This window comes from Thermosynechococcus vestitus BP-1 (assembly GCF_000011345.1).
In the GTDB taxonomy this organism is placed as follows: Bacteria; Cyanobacteriota; Cyanobacteriia; order Thermosynechococcales; family Thermosynechococcaceae; genus Thermosynechococcus; species Thermosynechococcus vestitus.
The window spans coordinates 652,090-676,838 of the sequence record NC_004113.1 but is presented as its reverse complement, the minus strand read 5'-3'; the positions used below and the strand labels follow the sequence as shown (position 1 = coordinate 676,838).

Here is a 24,749-nt window from a genome sequence, read left to right as displayed (position 1 = left end):
ACTCACCCCACCAGAATTGGTTGTCCTAGGGACTGCTGACAATTCCCAGGCGCGGCTGTAAGGTAGCGTTACAATTTGCCCATCCTCAGGCGCCCGTCATCCAACTGCGTCTTCCAATTGACCCCATGCTACACTGAACCCAGGTGGCTTTGCGCAGGCTTCCATGGGTGTTCTCGGTGGCATCTTGCTGGTCATCGCAGTCCTTGTGCTTTGTGGTTGGTGGGATTATCGCTTAAAGGTACGCGCCCTTAACTTGGCCGTCTCTTCAACCCCAGCACAATTACATGAGCTGCAACGGCGAGTGGCTCAAGAAATTGGTGGGGGCTACCTGCAGGAATATGTGAAGATCTCTGGTCAAATTGTGGCGGATCGGCCTTTGGTTTCAGAGTTAAAGCGACTGCCCTGCGTCCACTATCGGCTGTGTGTGAGTCGCGTATACAAAACAACAGAGAGTCACGAGGATGGCTCCTCGGAAACCAAATATCGTCACGAGATCCTCAGTAGTAATACGCAGACCATTCCCTTCCGCCTGCGCGATGGTGATATGGAAATCTACGTCGATCCCCGCGGCGCAGAAATTGAGACGGTTCAGGTTCTCAATGAATTTCAAGAGGACAACAACACTACCCACTTGGCCTTCGGTCGGTTTCAGATGGACTTGAGCAGTCTGCCCAAGCACAGCGATACAGTTGGGTATCGCTATGAAGAGTGGATTTTGCCAGTGAATCAGCAGGTGTTCGTGGTGGGCACTGCCAGTGATGAGCGGGGAAAGCTGCGCATTAGGCGTCCTCACCAGAAGGGGCAACTATTCTTTATTTCCCTTGAATCAGAAGAAAACCTCACCAAAAAAGTGAGGCAGTATGCCCGTGCCTCCATCATTGCTGCCGGCGTCTTTAGCGGCTTGGGGATCCTGCTAATTCTGCTGTAGTTGTCGTAGGACCTCACTGAGGGCTAGCCAATCCTCTAGGCTGAGGGCTTCAGCACGGCTATTGGCATCTCGCCCCAATTGAAGCAGTGCTTGGCGCACCTGCTCCGGCTCCACGAGGGACTTAAGGGCATTGGCCAGCATCTTGCGACGAGTGGCAAACCCTTGTTTTAGTAGAGTTTCTAGCCATTGGGGCGATCCTACCCTTGGCAGTGTCCTGTGGGGCCGCAGACAAACCACCACCGAATCCACCTTAGGCGGCGGCTGAAAGGCACGGGGGGGCACGGCACACACCTTCTCACAGGTGGCCAGAAATTGCACCCGTACGGAGAGGGCACCGTAGGCCTTGCTGCCGGGTGAGGCCATCAGGCGATCGCCTATTTCTTTTTGCACGAGTAGAATCAACCGCTCAAAGGCCGGGCGACGCGGTCGGGCGATACTGCCAAGCAAATGCCCCAGCAATGGTCCCGTGATGTTGTAGGGGATATTGGCCACTACTTTGTTACACCCCAAGGGGGCTAAGTCCAGCCGCAGAATATCCCCCTCAATCAACTGGAACCGCTCACTGTCAAACTGCCGCCGCAACTGGCCACAGAGATCCCGATCCAGTTCAACGGCAACCACTTCAGCACCGCTAACTAACAGGGGTCGAGTGAGGGCACCCCGACCAGGACCAATTTCTAGGACGCGATCGCCCGGGTGCAGTTCAGCAGCTGCAATGATCTGAGCTAAAATGGCTTCACTGCGCAGCCAATGCTGGCCAAACCGTTTGCGGGCGCGAATCACCTAGCGCGGCCCCAAGCCCACCTTGGGGGCATAGACCGCCTGATCCCCCAGTTCTGCTTCAATGCGCAGCAGGCGATTGTACTTGGCCACCCGTTCACTCCGACACAGGGAACCCGTTTTAATTTGACCCGCACGGGTAGCTACAGCTAAATCCGCAATCGTAGTATCTTCTGTTTCCCCAGAGCGGTGGCTAATCACGGCGCGGTAACCCTTGCGGGTTGCCAGATCAATGGTTTGCAGAGTTTCAGTTAACGAACCAATCTGGTTAAGCTTAATCAAGATGGCATTGGCCACGCCATTGTCAATTCCCCGTTGCAAACGCTTGGGATTGGTGACAAACAGATCATCCCCCACTAGTTGAATGCGACTCCCCAGGGTTTCCGTCAAGAGTGCCCAGTTGTCCCAGTCCTCCTCCTGCAGCCCATCCTCAATGGAAATAATGGGATAGGTGCTTACCAATTGGTCGTAGTAGCGGATTAACTCAGAGGCCGTACGGCTGGTATTATCAAACACATATTTGCCGTCTTCATAAAACTCATTGGCGGCAACATCGAGGGCTAGGGCCACGTCAGTGCCGGGTCTGTAACCCGCTGTTTCAATCGCCTGCAGCAAAATATCCAAAGCTGCTTGGTTGGAGTCTAGGTTGGGCGCAAACCCCCCTTCATCCCCCACACCAGTCAGTAAACCCTTATCAGCCAGCACCTTACTCAGAGCAGCAAAAACCTCTGCCCCCCAGCGCAAACCCTCCCGAAAACTAGGGGCACCAATGGGCATGATCATGAATTCCTGAAAATCAATGTTGTTGGCCGCGTGGGCCCCGCCATTGATCACATTCATCATGGGCACGGGTAGGACATTGGCCAGAGGCCCCCCCAAGTAGCGGTAGAGGGGTTGACCAAGATATTCAGCGGCGGCTTTAGCCGTGGCAAGGGAAACCGCCAGAATGGCATTGGCACCGAGGTTGGATTTATTCTCACTGCCATCCAGTTCCAAGAGGCACTGGTCAATCACCGTTTGATCCAGGGCGTTGAGATCGACAAGGGCACTGAGAATCCTGGTTTCAATGTTTTCAACGGCGCTGAGGACGCCTTTGCCACCATAGCGCTTGGGATCACCGTCCCGCAATTCATGGGCCTCAAAACTCCCTGTTGAGGCACCACTAGGAACCTGAGCCAGTCCGACAATGCCACACTCCAGTTCAACTTCTGCTTCTACCGTGGGGCGACCCCGCGAGTCGAGAATTTCGCGGGCACGAATGGTTGCGATCGCCGTATCCATCATCTGCTTATCCTCAATATGCAGCTAGATTGTACGATAGATGCCCCATAAAACTGAAATAGTTTGAGGATAACCTAGGCTATAAAGCGTCCTGTAGGGCATTGCCTCTTTTGTCTAAGACGGGTTTAATTGTGAGTCAACTTTGGTGTAGATTATCCACAAAGTCGGGACTAATAACTACCTAGACCTTTAGTTAGCTTCATTTGCCCGACCATTCGTAGGAATCCATCATGACTACTATTGCCCGCAGTCGTTCCCCACAGCCTGAAATAGCTGAGCGGCCTATCACCACAGAAACTGTTCACTATCAGGTTGTGCATTGGATTAGGGGCCGCTTTCGGATTCGTATTCCGCGGTTGGGCTTTGATGCTGAGTATGGGGCACGGCTGCTCTACGCTGTTGGCAGTTTACCCGCAGTGACGGCGGCACGCATTAACCCCCCGGCTTGCTCCCTTGTGGTGGAATATAACCCCAAGCTTTTTGGTGAAGCCCTAGCAATGATTCAGGGGCAAATTTTTGAGTCAATTCAAGTAGCCGCCAATCCAGACCTTCCTGCCCTGAGTGCTGAAAAGGCCACCCCTGCCGTTGAAGCTCACCCAATTAACTATTGGGAACGCCTGGGCTTACCAGCTCTGGGTTTGGGTTTGAGTGTGGCCTCCCTGATGGGGGTACCCATTCCCGGCTATGTGATTGCTGCGGTGGTCATTGCTGGAGCCATGCCAGTGTTTCAGCGAGCCTGGGAGGCGATTCAAGAGGAGAAACAGTTAACGATTGACTTCCTCGATGGGTTGGCCATTTTCCTGCACACGACGCAAGGGCACTATTTTGCCCCCTCCTTTATGCTGGGTCTGATCGAGGGGGGGGAAGTGATCCGTGACCTCACGGCACGGAGATCGGAACGGGCGAACCTTGATTTGCTTGACTGTCTCGGCAAAACCGCCTTTGTGGAGAGGGACGGCGTTGAGGTGGAGGTGGAAGTCAAGGATCTCGTGGAGGGCGATCGCGTTGTCGTCTATCCAGGGGATCAAATTCCCGTTGATGGCCTCATTTTGCGGGGCACAGGCCTGATTGATCAGTGCAAACTCACGGGTGAGTCAGTCCCCGTAACCCGGACTGAGGGGATGGAGGTTTTTGCTTCGACGCTCCTGGTGGATGGCCAATTGGTGATCTTGGCGGAGCGGGTGGGCAACAATACGCGGGCGGGTGTCATTGTTGGCTTAATGCAGTCGGCACCAGTGCATGACACACGCATTGAAAACTATGCTGCTGCTGTCGCCAACCAAATGGTGGTTCCGACCTTGGCGATTGGCACCGGCGTGGGGTTACTTTCGGGGGATTTGAACCGGGCGATCGCCCTACTGACCCTTGACCTCGGTACGGGGATTCGGGTCTCTGTGCCGACCACGATTTTGTCAGCCCTCACCTATGCGGCCCAACATGGCGTTCTCATTCGCAGTGGGCGGGCGATTGAAAAACTGGCTCAAATTGACACGATTGTTTTTGATAAAACAGGCACCCTTACCCAAGGTCATGCTGGTGTAACGGCGATTAAAGCCATCGATCCTCGCTTCAGCGCCGATGACATCCTCAGTATGGCCGCCAGTGCTGAGCAGGGACTCACCCACCCCGTAGCCGAGGCCATTGTCCGCCATGCCCGCGAAACCCATCAGCCCCTCTTTGACTGTGAAGACTGGGAATACCGTGTTGGCCTCGGGGTGGCCACAAAAGTGCGGGGTGTAGACCTGCGGGTGGGCAGCCGCCGCATGATGGAGCAGGAAAACATTTGCCTGATTGATCTGAATAGACGCTTTCCTGACCTTGATTCAGGGCAGGCTTCGATTGTCTATGTGGCTGGGGATGGCCATTTGATTGGCGTGATTCTCTACAGCGACCCAATCCGCAACGAAAGCCCCGAAGTCATCCGTGAACTCAAGGGGGCAGGCATTACTCCCCACATGCTGACCGGTGACATTGGCCGCGTTGCCCGTGCGGTGGCCAAAGACTTAGGAATTGCTCCCAACAATATCTATGCCGAAGCCTTCCCAGAAAAGAAAGTGGAGGTGGTGCGTGCCCTCCATGACAGCGGTAAAGTGGTGGCCTTCTGTGGCGACGGTATCAATGACTCCGCAGCTCTTGCCTATGCGGATGTCTCTATTTCCTTTGCTGGGGCGACCGATATTGCCCGTGAAACTGCAGATGTGGTGCTCATGGAGGATGATTTGCGCGGGCTGACCCTTGCCATTCGCATTGCCAAGCAGGCGATGGAGATCGTCTGGCAAAATACGGCGATCGTTGCGATTCCCAATATTGGTGCGCTGCTGTCGGGGGTGTTCTTTGCCCTTGACCCGATTTTGGCAGTGGTCATTAACAATGGCACAGCCATCTTAGCGGAGTTGAATGGGTTGCGCCCCTTGGCAGGTCCCGGTGGTCCGTTGCCCTTACCTGCGGTCAAAGATACGAAGGAATTTCTTGCGGAATGGGAAGCGACCCACCCAGATCACCCGGTGCAGCATAGGCCACCAAAAGTCACTGGCTCTTAGGCTGGGTCTTCGTAGTTGGCTGCAGGGCGGCCAATTCATGGCGGCTCAGGGGACGAACGGCTCTGGGGCGAAGATGCCCCAGGTGAACTGGGCCGATCGCGATCCGTTGCAAGGCCAAAACAGGATAGCCAAGCTGATCGGCCACACGCCGAATCTGACGGTTGCGGCCTTCGTGGAGAATGATTTCCAAGAGGGCGCGATCGCCCTCACTGCGAAGGCGCTTCACCGTTGCCGGTAAGGTCATCACACCATCCAAGGGAATGCCCTGTCGCCATCTTTGCAACACGTTTTCGGGCGGCTGTCCCTGCACCCAAACACGGTAGGTTTTGGGGATGTGATGGCGGGGATGACTGAGATAGTAGGTGAAGGCCCCATCATTGGTCAGCAGTAGGGCACCACTGGAGTCAGCATCTAAGCGACCCACAGGATGCAAGCCCCCCACGCGCTGATACATTGGGGGCAATAGGTCCAGAACTGTAGTTCGACCTTGGGGATCGTGACAGGTACAGAGGACCCCCTTGGGTTTATGGAGGAGTAGATAGAGCCGTTGGGGTGGGCGGGGTGGGTTCAGGCGCTCTCCCTTGTATTCAATGCGATCGCGCGCCGGATCTACTTTGTCCCCCAACTTTGCCCGCTGACCATTGACAAAGACTTGACCGCTGCGAATGAGGGTTTCCGCATGGCGTCGTGAGGCCACTCCCCAATGGGCAAGGACTTTTTGTAATCGCTCAGTGGTCATAGGGGGTATAGTTGCTCTCTAGGCTTCGGTGGTACTTTTGAGGGAGATCTCTATGCTCGATGGTTGACCCGCAGTTGCCAATCCCGCAGCAAACTTGATAGAAAAGAACTGTTTAATCCTTACCTGTTATCTATTATCTGTTGTGAGGAGTTCTATGAAGTCTCTTTATAAGCTTGCTGCTTTGGGCCTCATTTTAGTTGGTTTTTCTACAACACTGGTTGCCTGTGGCGGCGGTACGACCAATAACCAAACCCCAACGGAATCTCCCAGTCCGCAAACCCCAGGGCAGTAGTTCCCCTTCACCCTTACCCACAGGTAGCCGTAGGAGTTGCCGATTCACTTGAGGGACAATGGCGGCGGTAGCTCCCCTATGCCAGGGAGCTTTCCAGTTGATACTGCTCCCAAAGGGATTGATAGAGTCCCGCGGTGGCCACCAGTTCATTGTGGGTTCCCTGTTGAACAATCCGCCCTTTATCCATGACAAGAATGCGATCGCAGGTTGCTGCTGCCGATAGTTGATGGGAAATAAACAGCACTGTACGCGTGCGCCGTTGCTCCCGTAGTGCCTGCAAAATTTGGCTGGCAGTTTGGTTATCAACACTGGCAAGGGCGTCATCTAAAACCAGGATGGGCGCTTCTACCAGCAGGGCACGGGCCAAAGCGGTTCGTTGTCGCTGTCCCCCAGAGAGGGTGATGCCCCGCTCCCCCACAAGGGTTTCGTACTGCTGGGGAAAGTTGAGAACTTCCTTGTGAATTTGGGCTTGGCTGGCAGCAGCAATGACCTTGAGTTCTGTGGCGTCAGGTTCGCCGTAGCGAATGTTGTTTTTGATGGTGGTGCTAAAGAGAAAGCTTTCTTGGGGCACGTAGGCGATCGCTCCCCGCAGATCGGCAAGGCGCAACCGTGTAATGTCAATGCCATCAAGGAAAATTTGATTGGGAGCAATCTCCAGCAAACGAGGTAGGGCACTGGCCAACGTGGATTTGCCACAGCCAATGGGGCCAACGATCGCCACCATTTCCCCCGCTTGAATTTCAAAACTGAGGTGATTGAGAGCGGGAGTGCTGCGATTTGGGTAGGTAAAGGTCAAGTCCTGACAACACAGGTGTCCCTGAACGCGATCGCGGGGGAGGGCAATGGCATCGGGGGCATCCTTGATGCGCGGTTCGACACTCAAAATCGCTTCAATACGGTCAATGCTCACCTCCCCCCGTTGGTAGGTAGTAATTGTAAAGCCCAAAAGGGCCGTCGGAAAAATTAGCCGCTCAATGTACAGCAACAGGGCAATAAAATCCCCCACTTGAATTGTATGAGCAGCAATCATGCGGCTGCCAAACCACAGTAAAATCAATAGACTAAAGCTGACCATCCCCCCCAAGAGCGGAAAGAGAATGTTGCGGGTTTTGGCCAGTACCAAGTTATTGCGGAGTAGGTCTTGATTTAACTGCTGAAATTGGCGCTGCTCGTTGGCTTCTTGGCCATAGATTTTAATGAGGGCAATGCCACTCATGTCCTCTTGGATGAGATCGCTGAGTTCTGAGAGGCTTTGTTGCACATCTAGCTGCTCTGCCCGCAGGCGATCGCTAAAAGTTTGGACAATAAAGAGAACGGCTGGATAGACGGCGATCGCTCCTAAACTCAACCCCGGATGAATTGCCAGCATCACCGGCAGTGTCATACCGTAGGCAAAGACGGTGTTGGCAGCACTTAAAAGAGCAAAGCCCACTAGCCGCCGAATGTTATCCACATCACTGGTGGCGCGGCTAATGAGATCCCCAGGGGTATTTTCCGCAAAGTAACTGGGTTCTAAACGCAGGAGATGCTCAAACAGCCGTTGCTTGAGGTCAAATTCCACCAATCGTCCGGCACCAAAGATCCACAGGCGCGAGGCCATGCGAATCAGCCACATTAAGGAGGCTAGCCCAATCAGCAGCAGGGCGTAGAACACCACCCGTTGAAAGTCAAACTTGGTCTGCAACTCATCAACGGCGGTGCCGATCAACAGGGGCAAATAGGTCCCTAGGAGATTGACAATGAAAAGCGCTGCAATGCCCCCCCAGATTTTTGTTTGGTGAGGACGCAGATAGGCCAGCAGGCGACGAAAACGGCCAGAGCGGCCAGCTTTAGGAAGAGTCAGCATATCCTCAACGTAACAGATATTGCCCCCCTAGGGGGTAGCGCTTTCGAGAAACTGGTTGAGGTCTTCCACAAGACGATTGAGTTCTGCCTCGGTCGTTAAACGAATGCGGTCATCGCGTACCGTCAAAAGAACTTTAGCAGCGTAGGGGTTCGGCCAGATATTCGGATTACAAAACACTTCAAGAAAGACTTCACCGACGTGCTGGTATTCCATCGCCGCTTGCGCGGACAAAGGCGTACCGCTGGCTTTGGCTCTGGCGATCGCCCGCATCCGCTCCATTAAAGCTTGAATCTCCTGCCGTAGAGCCTCTGCTGCTGGGCGGGAAAAGCAAAAATTGACCGCACCTTCTACCAAGTTAACCCGCATCCGCTGCTCACTCATGGGCTCTGGCTGAACACACCTGCTGTTATTATAGGGGGCATCTTCTCAGTGAAAAGGTGGGGGATCCCCTTGGGGAGAATCTACGCTCTGCCCGACGAGATATTCATAGCGCAGCAGTTCAAAACTCCGCTCACCGTAGCGATCGCTAATGTGTTCACAGCAACACTGAACCGCAAACTCATCCAGTTCCTCGGGCAGGATGCCGTACAGGTCCTCAAAAACCTCTGGGGTGACGCGGCAAAAACGGGGGCGATTCTCATAGATACGACAGCGGCGACTCAGGGGGTCAAAGTGAATACACCAGCCATCGGCACCAATGAGAGATTGGTAGAGGGCAAATTCCTCGTCATTGAGAATGGTGGGCACCTCTGGACGATCGCTCAAGTCAAGGTAACAGCAGGCCCCACACCCTTGCATACACTGCCACTTTTTCATGCTTTTAGGATCATGCAACGGTTTCTGCGGGTATGGATGTCTCGGCAGGCACCTCCTCCAGCCAAATTTGATCACTGCGGGGATCCACACGACTGACGCGTACCAGCACACACTCTCCCAACTTGGCCTGCCGTTGAAAGCGCATCGCCAGTTCCACCGCCAAATCCTCCAAGAGAACCAGCCCCAGCCCCTCCTCAGGACGCAACCAACGCAGTAAGATGCCCCGCCACACCTCTTCCCGATGCCGCCGTAGATACTCTAAGCACCAATAGCGGTTGGTTTGCCGCTCCACAAGGGAAGACTCCTGAAGGGAAGACACCAGCCCCAGTAGAATTTCATTCAGTTGCTCGGGTGTGAGGGGTGGGGTTTCCCCCCGCAGGTGGGCTTTAATCTGACGGTGCGCCAGCAGATCCGTATAGCGGCGAATGGGGGACGTCACTTGGCAGTAGGCATCAAGGCCTAGGCTAGCATGGGGATTGGGTTGGGTACTCATTTCACTGCGGGGCATACAGCGACGAATGGCGCAGTCGCGCACTATGCCAGCGGGTAGTTGCAGTAATTCCTCCTCTGAGGGCAGTTCTGGGGGGGATTGACAGCGAAAGGGCAGGGGAATGCCCTCACGGGCGCCAAAATGGGCGGCCACTTCACCGGCAAGAATCATCATTTCTGCCACTAGCTGGCGGGCGGGTGAATCATGGAGGGGCGAGATTTCCACCTCTTCACCCGCCACTTTAATGTTGGGTTCAGGGATATTGATGCGAATCGCTCCCCGTTGCCGTCGCCACTCACTGCGCCGCTGTCCCCATTGGGCGATCGCCAGCAGATCTGCTTCCCCGGTTACCCCCTGCTCTAAAATCATGTCCACATCGTCATAGCTAAGACGATAGGTCGGGCGAATCCAACTGGGGCAAATTTCGTACTCTAAAACCTCGCCACTGTCCGCCAAAAGAATGCCAAAACTCAGGGCACAACAGGTTTGTCCCGCAACTAAACTCATCGGCCCGGTGGCTAATTCCGTGGGAAACATGGGAATCATCCCCGTCGGCAGATAGACCGTTGTGGCGCGGCGGCGAGCCTCCTGATCCAAGAGATCATCCACCATGACCCAGCGGGTGGGATCCGCAATGTGAATCCAGAGCTTTTGGCGATCGCCAATGACCTCTAGGCTAAGGCCATCATCAATTTCTTGGGTGCTTTCGTCGTCAATGGTATAGACCTTGAGATGGGTGAGATCGCGGCGCAGGGGAGCGTCAATGTCTGTAGGGGGTGAGGTGAGGCGTTCATGGGCCACAGCAAGTACCTTGGCAGAAAATTCAACGTCAATTTGACTACGGCGCAGGAAGAGATTTTCGTGCTCTGACCAAAGGCCGAGATCCACCAGCAGTTGGAATGCCCCTAGGGGTTGCGTAGGACGCTTTAACTCACTGAGGAGATCAATGGCAGCTTGGTGCTGGGCACTGGATTCAATGGCTATAGCATAGCGTTCTAACTGCTCCAGGCGCTTGCGATCGCTGGCAGACCACTCCACGGCTTCGCCCCTCAGGGCTTGCCCTAAATGTTCGCGAAAGCTGACTTCCTCCGCCAGGCGTTGGGCTTCCCGCTCGCTTTGATGTTTGAGTTCTGCCACTTGAGCCGCTGGCCGAGGCTCGTAGGTTTCTCCCTTGAGCTTGAAATAGAAGCGATCCTCGCTGAGGAGATAGTAGGCGGCATAGCAGGCCACCGCTGATCGCTCCGAAAAAAGCAGCTCCGCTAGATCCGCTGGTGTAATAGTGCGGTTTTCCTCGCGGATAATCTCCCAAGCCACTTCTAAACTGTCGGCATCCAGGAGGGGCTGCACCTGCTGCCAAAATGTGGCAATCTCTTGGGGGCGAAACCGCTCCTCAGGCACCGTAAATGTGAGTTGGCGCGGATGAATGGTATGGGTTTGCAGATGCTCATCAATGGCAATCCAATGCTTTTTACCTTCCGGGCGATCGATGACCGCCAAGCGACGCTGGTTATTGACCCGAAATTCAATGAGGGTGCCTTTCTCCACGGCTGCCGTGCTGTACTATAACCTGACAATTATAAAGTTTATTGCCTCTGACTGAGCAGCAGGGGATAGCCACAGTAGCGTTCCAACAACACAATCGCCACAATGTCGTCAATGGGGCGGGGGGGCACGCGCAACCCCTTGGGAATGAGCCGTTGCCAACCGCGGGGCGGAAAGAGTTGCCAATAGCGATCGCGGGCCTCTAAGGTACTATGGCGCTCATCCACCGGAATAATTTCCACCGCTAAAGCTGCTTGCAGTTGCTGCTGCCACCGGCGGGAGGTGGTTTGATTGCCTATAATCACCTGTTCAAATGGGTAGGCTTGGTGCCACTCCTGCACACAGGCGATCGCGCGATCGCTGGCCACCACTTCATGGCGCACCACTTCTTGACCAAGGGCAAGGGCTAGACCACACTTGTCCTGTCCTGGATCAAACCCCAAAAAATACTTCGTGCGACCCATTGCCATCATTTGCTAGAGTGGAGAGGTGATCGAATTGGGAGCGATCGCCCTGTGAGGCTACCCACTGCAACCATCCGTCGTCTGTTGAATCTACCCCAAGTTGCCGACATTTGGGTGGGTGGCGGCCGCAGTCTCAACAGTGACAACGATGAGGTCTTCTGTGCCGCTTGGCTCGATCCCAAGGAGCAGCTGGTACGCACTATGGAGATCCGTCAGTTTCCACCCACCCCAGAGCAACTGATGCGGCTGTTAGTGCAGGCGATCGAATCTCCCCATCATCCCCAAGCTCAGCCCTGCCGTCCCCACGCCATCATCGTTGATGACCGTGAGTTGCAATTTTTCCTGCGCGGTGTGGTTGCTCCCCTGGACATCCAGGTGGAATATCAAGCCCGCGTTCCCCTTCTCGATGATTTTTTTGAATTGATGGCGGCGGAAGTCACCAGCGATGATCCAGATCTCGAGGGACTCCCCCGGGAATACGTTCCCCTCTATAAACGCAAAATTAGGGAATTGGCCCAGCTGGATATCTGGCGGCGCCTCAACCATGTTACTCCCTTTAAACTCCACTGCAGCTCTTGGGACTGCCCTACCCTTTTTGCGGTACTGGTGAATCCCCAAGGCGCGAGCCGTGACTTTGGTCTGATGCTCCACCGCGGGGAGGAGGCCCTGCGCAACTTTTGGCAGCAGATTGATCAAGAGGATCCCTACCTTGATGAAGAGGACGATGACCGCCTCGAGGAAACGGTTTTGCGCAACGATTGTCTCTTCTTAAATGTTTCCGAGGTTGATGAGGCGGATTTAGACAACGATCTCTCTTTTGTTTTGAGGGGGCATGCTTACACCATTGAAGTGGGGGTCGTCCATCCTTTGGAGGGGATACGTCACTTCTATGCCCCTGAAGAGGCTGAGATGGTCTATGTGGCGATCGCGAGTCTGATCAAATTCTGGAAAAAGACAAAGAAACAGTTTGAGCAGGAAGCGTACCCTGAACTGAATCTGAGGTTCCAGATTCCCTCACCCTGCCATTGCGCCCTTAGTTATCAGGTGCAAGTGGCAACAGCGCCAGAGATGATGCCGGGCATTGATGAGGACACTGAGGAGAGCCAATCACTGTGCCAGATTCCCATTGATACCGAAGCAATTCCTGAGGAGGCCTATATTCTCTTTAAGCGGTTTCCTCCTAAGGAGCTCGGGGAATTGCAAGCAGCGGTTGCTTACCATCAACGGGGAGAGATTCCCGAGGAGTTTAAGGGCTATCCTGTGTTGACGATTCAAACCAAAAAATCAGCGGCGGCGGCGATCGCCGCCAAAATTGCCGAGGAGGGTGGCATCCACCATCTGACAGTCTTTCCCCTCTCAGGCCCTGAGCAAATCGTCATGCTCCTGGCTCAAACCAACGCCAATCATCTGTGGCTTTTGGATACCTTTGACGCCGAAAGTGGTTCGCTGCTCCTCGACTGGATCAAGGAGGTCAATGACCTTGACGGCGCCTGTGGCCTCGCTGTGGCCTATGGCGTGACGGGCAAAACCCGGAGGCAGCCAACCCTCAAGCAAATCGTGGGACTCTTTGAAACGTCCCTTGTGTTTAGTTTTGTGGACACCCAGCGCCCGCCAACCCCTCAGCCCATTGAGATTTCTAAACCCTAGAAAACCGTGAAGTCCCTAAGAATTCTACTGCTTCAGGCACGGGGCGATCGCGTCACCCAGCAAGAGGAACTAGCGGAATTTATTCGCTTGAGTGGTCTGGCGGCCGAGCAATTTACAGTGCTCAATGGCTTTGCCTGTGACGACTTTACCGCCGACTGTATTCAAGGCTTTGATGCACTTTTTATTGGCGGCTCCAGTGATGCCACAGTGCTCAAGCCAGACCGCTATCGCTTTGTGCCACCAGCCATGGACTTAATTTTGGCCTGTATTGAGCAGGAGATACCCGTGTTGGCCTCCTGCTTTGGCTTTCAATTGGCAGTGCAGGCCTTGGGCGCTCAGGTGATTGTGGATCGCGAGGCCATGGAAATGGGCACCTACCCTCTGTATCTCACTCCAGCGGGGGTTACCGATCCCCTGTTTGCTGGCTTTCCGAATCCCTTTTTGGCCATTTCTGGACATCAGGAACGCGCCTTGACCCTGCCAGCGGGAGCAACCTTACTGGCCTACAGTGAGTTGTGTCCCTACCATGCTTTTCGCTTGGAGGGGAAACCCTTCTACGCCTTTCAGTTTCATCCCGAGGTGGACGATCGCGACCTCCTGGCCCGCATTCGTCGCTATTGCGATCGCTATCAATTGAGCACTGCAGACCTGGAACAACTCAAGCAAACCGCTCGCCCCACCCCCTATGCCAATCAGCTCATCCGCCGCTTTGTTGCAGTGGTCTTGGGACAGAGAGTGAATTGTGCTTGAATCTCTGCCAGTTGCGCCTCTAGGGTGGTGGCTTGCAGCCAATGGATGTCAGGTTCTGCCCGGAACCATGTCCGCTGCCGTTTGGCAAATTGTTGGGTGTGCTGCACTGTGAGGGCAATAGCCTCCGCGAGGGTGACTTCTCCCCGCAGATATTGGCGCATTTCCCGATAGCCCAAGGTGTCTAGGAGGGGCAAATCCTCGCCGTACTGCCTTTGCAGTTGCTGAATTTCATCGAGCCAGCCCATGGCTAGCATCTCCTGAGTGCGGGCTTCAATACGGCAGCGCTCTTGCTGGCGATCGCCCCCCGTGAGGGCAAAGTACCAAATCCGGTAGGGAGGCGGTTCGCGCCGTTGCTGCTGGCTGAGGGGCACCCCAGTGGTGTAATAGACCTCCAAGGCTCGCAGGGTACGCACTTGATCGTGGGCATGGATCCGTTGCGCCGCCACAGGATCCACCTGCTGAAGCCACTGATAGCATTCCTGCTGACCCAGAGCCATCAATTGAGCCCGTAGATGGGGTTGCGGTGGGACTTGGGGCATTGTTAGCCCTTGGGTAATGCTGCGGATATACAATCCTGTCCCCCCCACCAAGAGGGGCGTGATCCCTTGGGCGTGGTAGTGGGCAATCAGGGCTTGAGCCTTGGCTTGGTAAATTGCTAGGGTCAGCGTCTCGCGGGGGTCACAAATATCGATGAGGTGATGGCGCACCTGCTGTTGCTGGGCTGGAGTGGGCTTGGCTGTGCCAATATCAAAGCCGCGGTAGACTTGGCGGGAGTCGGCACTCAAAATGACACTATTCAATTGTTGGGCAAGGGCGATCGCTAGCGCCGTTTTGCCTGTAGCCGTTGCCCCCCCAATAACAATTAGCCCTGCATCCCCCACTCAAATACAGCCTGAAAATTTCCTAGAATCGCCTATAACCCTTATGTGCTAAAATTTAGGTCAGATTTGACATTTAGGCAAGTGAAAACCCATTTGCCTCGATTCTATAGCAGTTAGGGAGTTGCCATGACCGCCGAGTATTCCTCTGCCCAGTTGCGGGTGCTCAAAGGCCTTGAACCCGTGCGGACACGACCGGGGATGTACATCGGCAGCACTGGCCCCAAGGGCCTGCACCACTTGGTCTATGAAGTCGTGGACAACTCCGTTGATGAAGCCCTTGCCGGTTACTGCTCCACCATTTTAGTCCAGATCAATGCCGATGGCTCCGTCACCGTCACCGACGATGGCCGCGGCATTCCCACGGATATTCACCCCGATACCGGCGTCTCCGGAGTTGAAACCGTAATGACCGTGCTCCATGCGGGGGGCAAGTTTGGCGATGGGGGCTACAAAGTCTCCGGGGGGTTGCACGGGGTGGGTGTCTCTGTGGTTAATGCCCTCTCGGAATGGTTAGAGGTGACGGTGTGGCGCAATGGTTTTGTCCATCATCAGCGCTACGAACGGGGGGTTCCCACGACTCCCCTGGAAAAGACCCCCGATACTGAGGAACGCCGCGGCACCTCAGTGACCTTTTTTCCCGATCGCCAGATTTTCACCGAAACGATTGAATTTGATGCCAAGGTACTGATGACACGGCTGCGGGAACTCGCCTACCTCAATGCCGGCATTCGCATTGAATTTAAAGATTTGCGTGTTACTCCCCCCCTGAGTGAAACCTATTGCTATGAAGGCGGTATCCGTGAATACGTCCGCTACATGGTGCAGGAAAAGGAACCGCTGCATCCGGAGATTATCTATATTCAAGGGGAAAAAGACGATGTGCAGGTGGAGGCAGCCCTACAGTGGTGTGCCGATGCCTATAGTGAAAACCTCCTAGGCTTTGCTAATAATATCCGCACCATTGATGGCGGTACCCACATGGAAGGGCTGAAGGCAGTGCTGACGCGGACCCTCAATGCCCTTGGCCGCAAGCGCAACAAACTCAAAGAAAACAATGCCAACCTTGCCGGGGAAAACATTCGCGAGGGCCTCACAGCGATTATTTCGGTCAAGGTGCCCAACCCTGAATTTGAAGGGCAAACAAAAACAAAGCTGGGCAATACAGAAGTCCGCGGCATTGTCGATGCCATTGTAGGTGCAGCCCTCACGGAGTACCTTGACTTTCATCCCAATGTCACCGACACAATTTTGGAAAAAGCCATCCAAGCTTTTAATGCGGCTGAAGCAGCGCGGCGGGCACGGGAAATGGTACGGCGCAAGTCGGTGTTGGAGTCTTCAACGCTGCCGGGGAAATTAGCGGATTGCAGTTCACGGGATCCGGCTGTTTCGGAAATTTTTATTGTGGAAGGTGATTCTGCCGGTGGAAGTGCTAAACAGGGGCGCGATCGCCGATTCCAAGCGATTTTGCCACTGCGGGGCAAGATTCTCAACATTGAAAAAACCGATGATGCTAAAATTTACAAGAATAATGAGGTGCAGTCTTTAATTACTGCCCTTGGCTTGGGGGTGAAGGGCGAGGAATTTGACCCCGCCAAGTTGCGCTATCACAAGATTATTCTCATGACAGATGCTGACGTCGATGGCTCCCATATCCGCACGTTGTTGCTGACCTTTTTCTACCGCTATCAGCAGGAGTTGGTAAACCAAGGGTTTGTCTATATTGCTTGCCCGCCGCTATACAAAGTGGAACGGGGTCGCCAGCACTTCTACTGCTATAGCGATCGCGAGCTGCAACAGCAGATTGCCTCCTTCCCGGAAAATGCCAACTACACCATCCAACGCTTTAAGGGTCTAGGGGAGATGATGCCAGAGCAATTGTGGGAAACGACGATGAACCCAGAAACCCGCATTCTCAAACGGGTGGAGATTGAAGATGCCGCTGAAGCCGATCGCATTTTTACAATCCTCATGGGCGATCGCGTGGCACCTCGCCGCGAATTTATCGAGACCTATGGCCCACAGTTGGCGCTAGAGAACCTCGATATCTAAAGCTAGAGCCCAGAGTAGATGTGCTATAGTAGCTTTAGTTTAGCTGCGACGTTGGTGACTGCCAATATTGTTTTGTGATCTACACTTGCAAAACATTTGGGAATCAATACTGTGGGCGGCAGTAAACTGGTCTTTGAGCCAGAAACTTCTAAGTCTGCAGTTAGTATTCCCCCCTAGTTTTTACTAGGTCATAAACTGAGGTAAAACGGCGTCGCGGTTAGACTCTTTCTAACCATGAATTATCGCTATATTCTCTTGTATAAACCCTATCGGGTTCTCTGCCAGTTTCAAGATCAAAAGGGGCGATCAACCCTTAAGGATTACGTTCCTATCCCGGATGTTTATCCCGCTGGCCGCCTAGACTACGACAGTGAGGGGTTGGTTCTCCTCACCAATGATGGCTGGTTGCAACACCGCTTGACGGATCCTCGCTATGGTCATCCGCGCACTTACTGGGTACAGGTGGAAGGCAAACCCGATACAGCAGCCCTGAGCCAGTTAGCAGCGGGGGTAGTGATCCAAGGCTATCGCACGCGACCCGCTCGTGTAGAGGTACTCGATCAAGACCCCCCCTTGCCACCAAGGTATCCCCCGATTCGCTATCGCCGCCATATCCCCAGTCAGTGGCTAAGCCTGACCCTACGGGAGGGCCGTAATCGCCAAGTCCGCCGCATGACAGCTGCCGTAGGATTTCCCACACTGCGTTTGGTACGGGTGGCGATCGCCAACTTGCAATTGGGCAACCTTGCCCCTGGACAGTGGCGGGAAATTCTGCCTTTAGAACGGCAAGTCCTGTGGCAATCCTGCGGTCGGCGACCTTAGCATTTCTTCATAACCTCCTAACTCTATATTAAGATAAGTAATCATTATTAACCTTGACTGCCCTGCACTTATTGATCGAGGTCGTCCCATGGGACAGCCGTTTCTCAGCAAAATTGGTCGTCCATGGCTGATCGGGGGGGCGATCGCCATCGGATTGGGAAGCCTACTCCTCAGTTGGAACTATTGGCAGCAGCTTCAGCGAACCCGTGAGGAACAAGCCATTCAAGCTGCCCTAGCCAATCCCATCAGCGATCGCATTACCGCCCTTGGTCGCCTCGAGCCGGAAGGGGAAGTGGTGGCGGTCAGTGCCCCCTCAATGACGGAGCGATTGGGACAGTTGTTGGTACGCGAAGGCGATCGTGTGGTTGCCGGCCAACCCCTTGCCTATTTAGATACCTATCCGGAGCGCAGAGCCGAACGCGACTTGGCTGCCAGTCAGTTGCAGGAAGCCCGTCTACGCTATGAGGCTGAAACCCGCTTAGCCCTTGCTCAAATTGCCGAAGCCGAGCGGCGGCGCGATCGGGCCAATGAACCCGCTATTGCCGCCATTGCTGCCCAGCAGGCCACCATTCAACGTATCCAAGCGGAACTCGAAACCGCCCATCGGGAATATCAGCGCTTTGCCCAACTCTTTGCCGCTGGAGCAGTGTCGCAACAGGATCTCGATAATCGCACTGTCCGTGTGCGCAGCTTACAGGAAGAACTGCACAACGCCCAAGCCAACCTAGTTCGCTTGCAGCAACAGCGCCGCACAGAAGTGGCCACTGCTAATGCTGAAGTGGACGCTGCCCAAGCAAACCTAGGACGGGTACAAACCCAAGTGCAACTCCTCTCAGCAGAGCGTAATCTACAACTGGCGGAAGCCCGCCTGCAACGGACAATTATTCGGGCACCGCGAGGGGGCCGCATTCTGCGCATTCACACCCGTGCTGGCGAAAACATTAACGAAAAGGGCATTCTCGAACTGGGCAATACCGACCAAATGTATGCCGTTGCTGAGGTGTATGAAACCGATGTACCCCGGGTGCGTGTGGGTCAGCGGGCTGAAATTCGCAGTAGTGCCCTCAGGGCGCCCCTTAGTGGCCGTGTCGCTCAGGTGGGGCTGGTGGTGGCCAAGAATGACGTGACCGATACCGATCCAGCGGCAAAAACAGATGCGCGGGTCGTGGAAGTCAAAATTCGTTTAGATAACAGTGAACCAGTGGCCGGTCTGACCAATATGCAGGTGGAAGTGGCTATTGATCCCGGTTGAGGTGCACCGATGATTTTTGCGATTCCCCTTGCTTGGTTGCAGCTGATTCGGGAGCGGATTCGGCTCTTGGTGGCGATCGCGGGCATTGCCTTTGCGGTGGTACTCATGCTGATGCAGTTTGGCTTTCGCGATGCCCTCTTTAAGGCCGCAGTCCGCTTTCACGAAAGCTTAAACACCGATATTGTCCTCATTAGCCCGCAATCCACAGCGCTGATTGCTATGCGCAGCTTTCCGCGGCGGCGACTCTACCAAGCAGCGGGCTTTGAAGGGGTCGAGTCTGTTTCTCCCCTTTACCTGAATTTTGGTCTCTGGCGCAATCCCATTAACAAAAGGACTCGCCAACTGATGGTCATTGGGGTGGATCCGATGGTGGTCTCCATTGCTGTGTCCGATACCCCCCGCTGGCAGGATGCCATTAAGCTCCCAGATCACGTTCTTTTTGATGCTCAATCCCGCGCTGAGTTTGGCCCGATTCCTGAGCTATACCGCCAAGGACAGGAAGTCACAACCGAAGTCTCTGGTCGCAAAATTACCGTAGCCGGCTTGTTTCGCATGGGAGCTAACTTTGGCGCCGATGGTAATTTGCTCACTAGCGATTTGAACTTTTTACGGCTATTCCCCGAACGCAATCCCGGCCTGATTGACGTGGGGCTAGTGCGGGTACAGCCCGGGGTCAATACAAAGGCACTGGCCCGGCGGATGAATGCTGCCCTAGGGAATGACGTGCTAGTGATGACCAAGGAGGAGTTTGCTGCATTTGAGCGCAACTACTGGCAAAAAAGTACCTCCATTGGCTTCATTTTCTCCCTGGGTGCCCTGATGGGGTTTATTGTTGGCTCAGTCATTGTCTATCAAATTCTCTACACAGATGTCACAGATCACCTAGCGGAGTATGCCACTCTCAAGGCCATGGGCTATCGCGATGTCTTCTTCTATGGCGTAGTGATGCAGGAGTCCTTAATTCTCTCCTGTATGGGCTATGTGCCCGGCTTTATCGTTTCGTTTTTACTGTATATCGTTATTGCTAATGCCACATCCCTACCCGTTGGGATGACCGTAGAACGAGCCAGTTTGGTCTTTACACTGACGGTACTGATGTGTACCCTGTCGGGGGCGATCGCCATGCGGCGGATTCAAGCGGCTGATCCTGCCGATATTTTCTAGGGTGGTCTATGGAGCCAGTAATCCACATTCAAGGCCTCAATCACTACTTTGGTCAGGGGCAACTGCGCAAGCAAATTCTCTTTGATCTGCATGCTCGGATTGAGGCGGGCGAAATCGTGATCATGACGGGGCCTTCCGGATCAGGCAAAACCACACTTTTGACGCTGATTGGTGCCCTACGCTCAGCTCAGGAAGGGAGTCTGCGGGTGCTTGGCCAGGAACTTCGCCATGCCACCAAGGAGCAGCTGATTCAAATTCGGCGGCAAACCGGCTATATCTTCCAAGCCCACAATCTTCTCCATGCCTTGACAGCTCGCCAAAATGTGCAGATGGCACTGGATTTGCAGCCCCACCTGAGTCAACAGGAAGTTCGAGAACGAGTGGACGCCATGCTCTGTGCCGTTGGCCTTGGAAAGCACCTGGACTACTATCCCCATGAACTGTCGGGGGGGCAAAAGCAACGGGTAGCGATCGCCCGTGCTCTAGTGGGACATCCCAAAATTGTGCTTGCCGATGAACCCACGGCTGCCCTCGATAAAAAATCCGGTCGCGATGTCGTGGAAATCATGCGCACCCTTGCCCGTGAACAGGGGTGCACCATTTTAATTGTGACCCACGATAACCGTATTCTCGATGTTGCCGATCGCATTATTCACATGGAAGATGGCCACCTCTCAGAAACCACCCTTGGGATTTCTGCCTAAGAACGCCATCCCAGGCTAGGCTCCACCGGTGAAACTTGCCGATGATCCTTAGGTTCCCAACCGAGAGCCCCCATCGCGCTTTATAGACCCAAGGGAAAACAGTAAGCTGTCGAACCACTCGCCAACCCTAAAAACTGGACTCAGGGATAGCAACTCCAATTCCTCCCAGTGTTCTAGTGCTGAAACCTAGCAACTCTGTGTTATCGTCGTAGGTAGCGGCTTGCAAGCGCGGCAGTGCCCCTTGTCAACTTTGCTCCTTTTCAACCGCTTCATCCTGCCGGGGACCTCTGGCAGCACCTTTTGCTGTAGGGGTAGCTTTTGATGTCCTTGACAGGGCGACGCCTCTTCATTTAAGATGCAAGATCCGCGTTTTAGCGATACCCTCTAGAGGATATACATGGCTAGTAATCAGATTTACACGCCACCCGCCTTTACCTTGCCAGACCTTGTCGAGATTCAGCGGGCCAGCTTCCGATGGTTTCTTGAAGAAGGACTCATTGAAGAGCTAGAGAGTTTCTCCCCCATTACCGATTATACCGGCAAAATTGAGTTGCACTTTTTGGCCAAAGACTACCGCCTCAAGGAGCCGAAGTATAGCGTCGATGAGGCCAAGCGGCGGGATGCCACCTACTCAATGCAAATGTATGTCCCCACTCGCCTCATTAACAAAGAAAACGGCAATATCATTGACCAGGATGTGTTCATTGGGGATCTACCCCTGATGACCGATCGCGGGACGTTTATTATCAATGGCGCGGAGCGCGTCATTGTCAACCAGATTGTTCGCAGTCCTGGTGTTTACTACAAATCAGAAACCGACAAAAATGGTCGCCGCACCTACAATGCTAGCCTGATTCCCAACCGCGGCGCTTGGCTAAAATTTGAAACTGACAAAAACGATCTCCTGTGGGTACGCATTGACAAAACCCGTAAGCTCTCGGCGCACGTTCTCCTCAAGGCCTTGGGATTAACCGATAGCGAAATCCTAGAGCGGCTGCGTCACCCCGAGTACTACCAAAAAACCGTTGAAAAAGAAGGCAAATTCTCTGAGGAAGAGGCCCTCATTGAACTGTACAAAAAACTGCGTCCAGGGGAGCCGCCCACGGTCTCAGGGGGACAACAGCTGCTAGAGTCGCGCTTCTTTGACCCCAAACGCTACGACCTTGGCCGGGTGGGTCGCTACAAGCTCAACCGCAAGTTGCAGTTAAATATTCCTGACTCGGTGCGCATCCTCACCCCCGAGGATATTCTTGCGGCCATTGATTATCTCATTAACCTAGAGTTTGACTTGGGAACGATTGATGACATTGACCACTTGGGCAACCGCCGTGTCCGTTCTGTCGGTGAACTGCTGCAAAACCAAGTGCGCGTTGGCCTCAATCGCCTAGAGCGCATTATTCGCGAGCGGATGACGGTGTCTGACACGGATTCTTTGACACCCACTTCACTGGTGAATCCCAAGCCCTTGGTGGCAGCCATTAAGGAATTCTTTGGCTCTAGCCAGCTTTCCCAGTTCATGGATCAAACCAACCCCCTCGCAGAACTGACCCACAAACGGCGCTTAAGCGCCCTAGGCCCCGGTGGTCTCACTCGGGAGCGGGCAGGCTTTGCGGTGCGGGATATTCACCCTAGCCACTATGGCCGCATTTGCCCCATTGAAACCCCTGAAGGCCCCAACGCGGGGTTGATTGGCTCCCTGGCTACCCATGCCCGCGTCAATGAATATGGCTTTATTGAGACGCCTTTCTATCCCGTGAAAGATGGTCGCGTCCTTAAGGATCAGCCGCCGATTTACATGACCGCCGACGAAGAGGATGATAAACGGGTGGCGCCGGGGGATGTGCCCACCGATGAAAACGGTTACATCCTTGGGGATGTGGTACCTGTGCGCTATCGTCAAGATTTCACCACCACAACCCCCGATCAGGTGGACTACGTGGCGGTTTCGCCAGTGCAGATTATCTCTGTGGCCACATCCCTGATTCCCTTCCTAGAGCACGATGACGCCAACCGTGCCCTGATGGGCTCTAATATGCAGCGGCAGGCCGTTCCCCTGTTGCGCCCGCAGCGCCCCTTGGTGGGTACAGGCCTAGAAGCCCAAGCAGCCCGGGACTCTGGCATGGTGATTCTCAGCCAGACCAATGGCGTGGTTAGCTATGTGGATGCCAATCAAATTCGCGTCAAAACTGATAATGGCCCTGAGATTACCTACACGCTGCAAAAATACCAGCGCTCCAACCAAGATACCTGCTTGAATCAACGGCCGATTGTCTTTGTGGGCGATCGCGTGCAAGCAGGACAAGTGATTGCCGATGGCTCCGCCACCGAAGGGGGTGAACTTGCCCTTGGCCAGAACATCCTTGTAGCCTACATGCCTTGGGAGGGCTATAACTACGAAGACGCCATCCTGATTAGCGAACGGCTGGTACAAGAGGATGTCTATACCTCTATCCACATTGAGAAGTACGAAATTGAGGCGCGGCAAACCAAACTCGGTCCTGAGGAAATTACCCGCGAAGTGCCCAACGTCTCTGAAGAAGCCCTGCGGCAATTGGATGAAAACGGCATTATCCGCATTGGTGCTTTTGTAGAGGCAGGGGATATTCTCGTCGGTAAAGTCACCCCCAAAGGGGAATCGGATCAGCCCCCTGAAGAAAAACTCCTGCGGGCCATCTTTGGTGAAAAAGCGCGGGATGTGCGCGATAACTCCCTGCGGGTGCCCAATGGTGAAAAAGGCCGCGTTGTCGATGTGCGCGTTTTTACCCGCGAGCAAGGGGATGAGCTACCCCCCGGCGCCAATATGGTGGTGCGGGTCTATGTGGCCCAGAAGCGCAAAATCCAAGTGGGGGATAAAATGGCTGGTCGCCACGGCAACAAGGGGATTATTTCCCGCATTCTGCCGGTGGAGGATATGCCCTTCCTGCCCGACGGTCGGCCTGTGGATATTGTCCTCAATCCCTTGGGGGTGCCCTCACGGATGAATGTGGGGCAAGTCTATGAGTGTCTCCTGGGCTGGGCTGGAGCATGTCTGGGTCGTCGCTTCAAAATTACCCCCTTTGATGAAATGCACGGCAAGGAAAAATCGCGCGAAACGGTCCATGCCAAACTGCAAGAGGCCAGAGACGTCACGGGTCAAGATTGGGTCTTTAACCCTGAGAATCCAGGCAAAATGGTCGTCTATGATGGCCGCACGGGTGAACCCTTTGACCGACCAGTGACGGTGGGGATGGCCTATATGCTGAAGCTAGTGCACTTGGTGGACGATAAGATCCACGCCCGCTCCACCGGTCCCTACTCCTTGGTGACCCAACAGCCCCTCGGCGGTAAAGCCCAGCAGGGTGGTCAGCGCTTTGGCGAAATGGAGGTGTGGGCACTGGAGGCCTATGGCGCTGCCTATATTCTCCAAGAGTTACTGACGGTCAAGTCCGATGATATGCAAGGACGCAATGAAGCCCTCAATGCGATTGTTAAGGGGCAATCCATTCCACGACCGGGCACGCCAGAGTCCTTTAAGGTACTGATGCGGGAGCTGCAATCCCTGTGCTTAGATATTTCCGTGCGCAAGGCCAGTATCCCCAGCTTTGATGACGATGGCGAAATGAAACCTGACCCCGAGGTGGATTTGATGGTGGATGTCAGCCCTCGCCGTACGCCGGCACGACCCACTATTGACTACAGTGCCCTAGACGACACGGACGACAAAGAAGGGGCAACGACCTTCTAAACCCTCAGAACTGAGTCAGCTTGTTTGGGGGCGATCGC

General features: G+C 54.4%; 20 protein-coding genes and 1 other RNA gene. 12 read left to right on the top strand and 9 right to left on the bottom strand.

What is annotated here, in order from left to right:
• The first annotated feature begins 163 nt into the window (after positions 1–163).
• On the top strand, positions 164–928 hold the full coding sequence (locus tag TLL_RS03370; protein ID WP_011056507.1) for an E3 ubiquitin ligase family protein: 765 nt from the start codon (positions 164–166) through the stop codon (positions 926–928).
• On the opposite strand, the gene rsmA is transcribed toward TLL_RS03370, so the two are convergent.
• The gene (rsmA, locus tag TLL_RS03365) at positions 914–1,708 is read right to left on the bottom strand and encodes a 16S rRNA (adenine(1518)-N(6)/adenine(1519)-N(6))-dimethyltransferase RsmA (protein ID WP_164921114.1); all 795 of its coding nucleotides are present in this window, start codon (positions 1,706–1,708) and stop codon (positions 914–916) included. The genes TLL_RS03370 and rsmA overlap by 15 nt on opposite strands.
• 3 nt (positions 1,709–1,711) lie before the next feature.
• Positions 1,712–2,992 (bottom strand): phosphopyruvate hydratase, encoded by a 1,281-nt coding sequence (gene eno, locus TLL_RS03360; RefSeq protein ID WP_011056505.1) that lies wholly within the window; start codon positions 2,990–2,992, stop codon positions 1,712–1,714.
• 227 nt (positions 2,993–3,219) lie between these two features.
• Here eno and TLL_RS03355 point away from each other — a divergent pair, with 227 nt between their 5' ends.
• Positions 3,220–5,529 (top strand): heavy metal translocating P-type ATPase, encoded by a 2,310-nt coding sequence (locus TLL_RS03355; RefSeq protein ID WP_011056504.1) that lies wholly within the window; start codon positions 3,220–3,222, stop codon positions 5,527–5,529.
• On the opposite strand, the gene TLL_RS03350 is transcribed toward TLL_RS03355, so the two are convergent.
• Positions 5,516–6,268, bottom strand: a complete 753-nt coding sequence (locus tag TLL_RS03350) for a pseudouridine synthase (RefSeq protein WP_011056503.1) — start codon at positions 6,266–6,268, stop codon at positions 5,516–5,518. The genes TLL_RS03355 and TLL_RS03350 overlap by 14 nt on opposite strands.
• 154 nt (positions 6,269–6,422) lie before the next feature.
• Here TLL_RS03350 and TLL_RS12620 point away from each other — a divergent pair, with 154 nt between their 5' ends.
• Entirely contained in the window at positions 6,423–6,560 is a 138-nt protein-coding gene (locus tag TLL_RS12620) for a hypothetical protein (protein ID WP_165442175.1), read from the top strand.
• A gap of 76 nt (positions 6,561–6,636) precedes the next feature.
• On the opposite strand, the gene TLL_RS03345 is transcribed toward TLL_RS12620, so the two are convergent.
• The 5 genes from TLL_RS03345 to TLL_RS03325 are packed head-to-tail and all read right to left on the bottom strand — an operon-like array spanning position 6,637 to position 11,727.
• Positions 6,637–8,406 carry an ABC transporter ATP-binding protein gene (locus tag TLL_RS03345; protein ID WP_011056502.1) on the bottom strand — a complete coding sequence of 590 codons (1,770 nt, stop codon included), beginning with the start codon at positions 8,404–8,406 and terminating at the stop codon, positions 6,637–6,639.
• 27 nt (positions 8,407–8,433) lie between these two features.
• Positions 8,434–8,787, bottom strand: a complete 354-nt coding sequence (locus tag TLL_RS03340; RefSeq protein ID WP_011056501.1) for a hypothetical protein — start codon at positions 8,785–8,787, stop codon at positions 8,434–8,436.
• 45 nt (positions 8,788–8,832) lie between these two features.
• A complete protein-coding gene (locus TLL_RS03335) occupies positions 8,833–9,222 on the bottom strand; it encodes a YkgJ family cysteine cluster protein (RefSeq protein ID WP_011056500.1) in 390 nt (129 codons plus the stop codon).
• Positions 9,223–9,232: 10 nt separating this feature from the next.
• The gene (locus TLL_RS03330) at positions 9,233–11,257 is read right to left on the bottom strand and encodes a ribonuclease catalytic domain-containing protein (RefSeq protein ID WP_011056499.1); all 2,025 of its coding nucleotides are present in this window, start codon (positions 11,255–11,257) and stop codon (positions 9,233–9,235) included.
• A 38-nt stretch (positions 11,258–11,295) separates the two neighbouring features.
• On the bottom strand, positions 11,296–11,727 hold the full coding sequence (locus tag TLL_RS03325; RefSeq protein WP_011056498.1) for a Holliday junction resolvase RuvX: 432 nt from the start codon (positions 11,725–11,727) through the stop codon (positions 11,296–11,298).
• A 42-nt stretch (positions 11,728–11,769) separates the two neighbouring features.
• Here TLL_RS03325 and TLL_RS03320 point away from each other — a divergent pair, with 42 nt between their 5' ends.
• Positions 11,770–13,365 (top strand): DUF6930 domain-containing protein, encoded by a 1,596-nt coding sequence (locus TLL_RS03320; RefSeq protein WP_011056497.1) that lies wholly within the window; start codon positions 11,770–11,772, stop codon positions 13,363–13,365.
• A gap of 6 nt (positions 13,366–13,371) precedes the next feature.
• Positions 13,372–14,115 carry a type 1 glutamine amidotransferase gene (locus TLL_RS03315; RefSeq protein ID WP_011056496.1) on the top strand — a complete coding sequence of 248 codons (744 nt, stop codon included), beginning with the start codon at positions 13,372–13,374 and terminating at the stop codon, positions 14,113–14,115.
• On the opposite strand, the gene miaA is transcribed toward TLL_RS03315, so the two are convergent.
• Positions 14,058–14,996, bottom strand: coding sequence for a tRNA (adenosine(37)-N6)-dimethylallyltransferase MiaA (gene miaA, locus TLL_RS03310; protein WP_011056495.1), 939 nt, complete (start codon positions 14,994–14,996; stop codon positions 14,058–14,060). The two genes, TLL_RS03315 and miaA, sit on opposite strands and share 58 nt — an antisense overlap.
• A 126-nt stretch (positions 14,997–15,122) precedes the next feature.
• Between miaA and gyrB the strand changes: the two genes are divergently transcribed.
• The 7 genes from gyrB to rpoB all read left to right on the top strand — a co-directional run bounded on the left by gyrB (position 15,123) and on the right by rpoB (position 24,711).
• The gene (gyrB, locus tag TLL_RS03305) at positions 15,123–17,045 is read left to right on the top strand and encodes a DNA topoisomerase (ATP-hydrolyzing) subunit B (protein WP_011056494.1); all 1,923 of its coding nucleotides are present in this window, start codon (positions 15,123–15,125) and stop codon (positions 17,043–17,045) included.
• A gap of 37 nt (positions 17,046–17,082) precedes the next feature.
• Positions 17,083–17,269: non-coding RNA, 6S RNA (gene ssrS / locus TLL_RS03300), on the top strand.
• Between the two features lie 10 nt (positions 17,270–17,279).
• Positions 17,280–17,867, top strand: a complete 588-nt coding sequence (locus TLL_RS03295; RefSeq protein WP_011056493.1) for a pseudouridine synthase — start codon at positions 17,280–17,282, stop codon at positions 17,865–17,867.
• An 88-nt stretch (positions 17,868–17,955) separates the two neighbouring features.
• Complete coding sequence (locus TLL_RS03290; RefSeq protein WP_011056492.1) at positions 17,956–19,119, top strand: ABC exporter membrane fusion protein; 1,164 nt, start codon at positions 17,956–17,958, stop codon at positions 19,117–19,119.
• 9 nt (positions 19,120–19,128) lie between these two features.
• Positions 19,129–20,283, top strand: a complete 1,155-nt coding sequence (gene devC / locus TLL_RS03285) for an ABC transporter permease DevC (protein ID WP_011056491.1) — start codon at positions 19,129–19,131, stop codon at positions 20,281–20,283.
• Positions 20,284–20,291: 8 nt separating this feature from the next.
• Positions 20,292–20,987 (top strand): DevA family ABC transporter ATP-binding protein, encoded by a 696-nt coding sequence (locus TLL_RS03280; RefSeq protein ID WP_011056490.1) that lies wholly within the window; start codon positions 20,292–20,294, stop codon positions 20,985–20,987.
• Between the two features lie 397 nt (positions 20,988–21,384).
• Positions 21,385–24,711: a DNA-directed RNA polymerase subunit beta gene (gene rpoB / locus TLL_RS03275; protein WP_011056489.1), complete on the top strand. Its 3,327-nt coding sequence runs from the start codon at positions 21,385–21,387 to the stop codon at positions 24,709–24,711.
• Positions 24,712–24,749 lie beyond the last annotated feature (38 nt).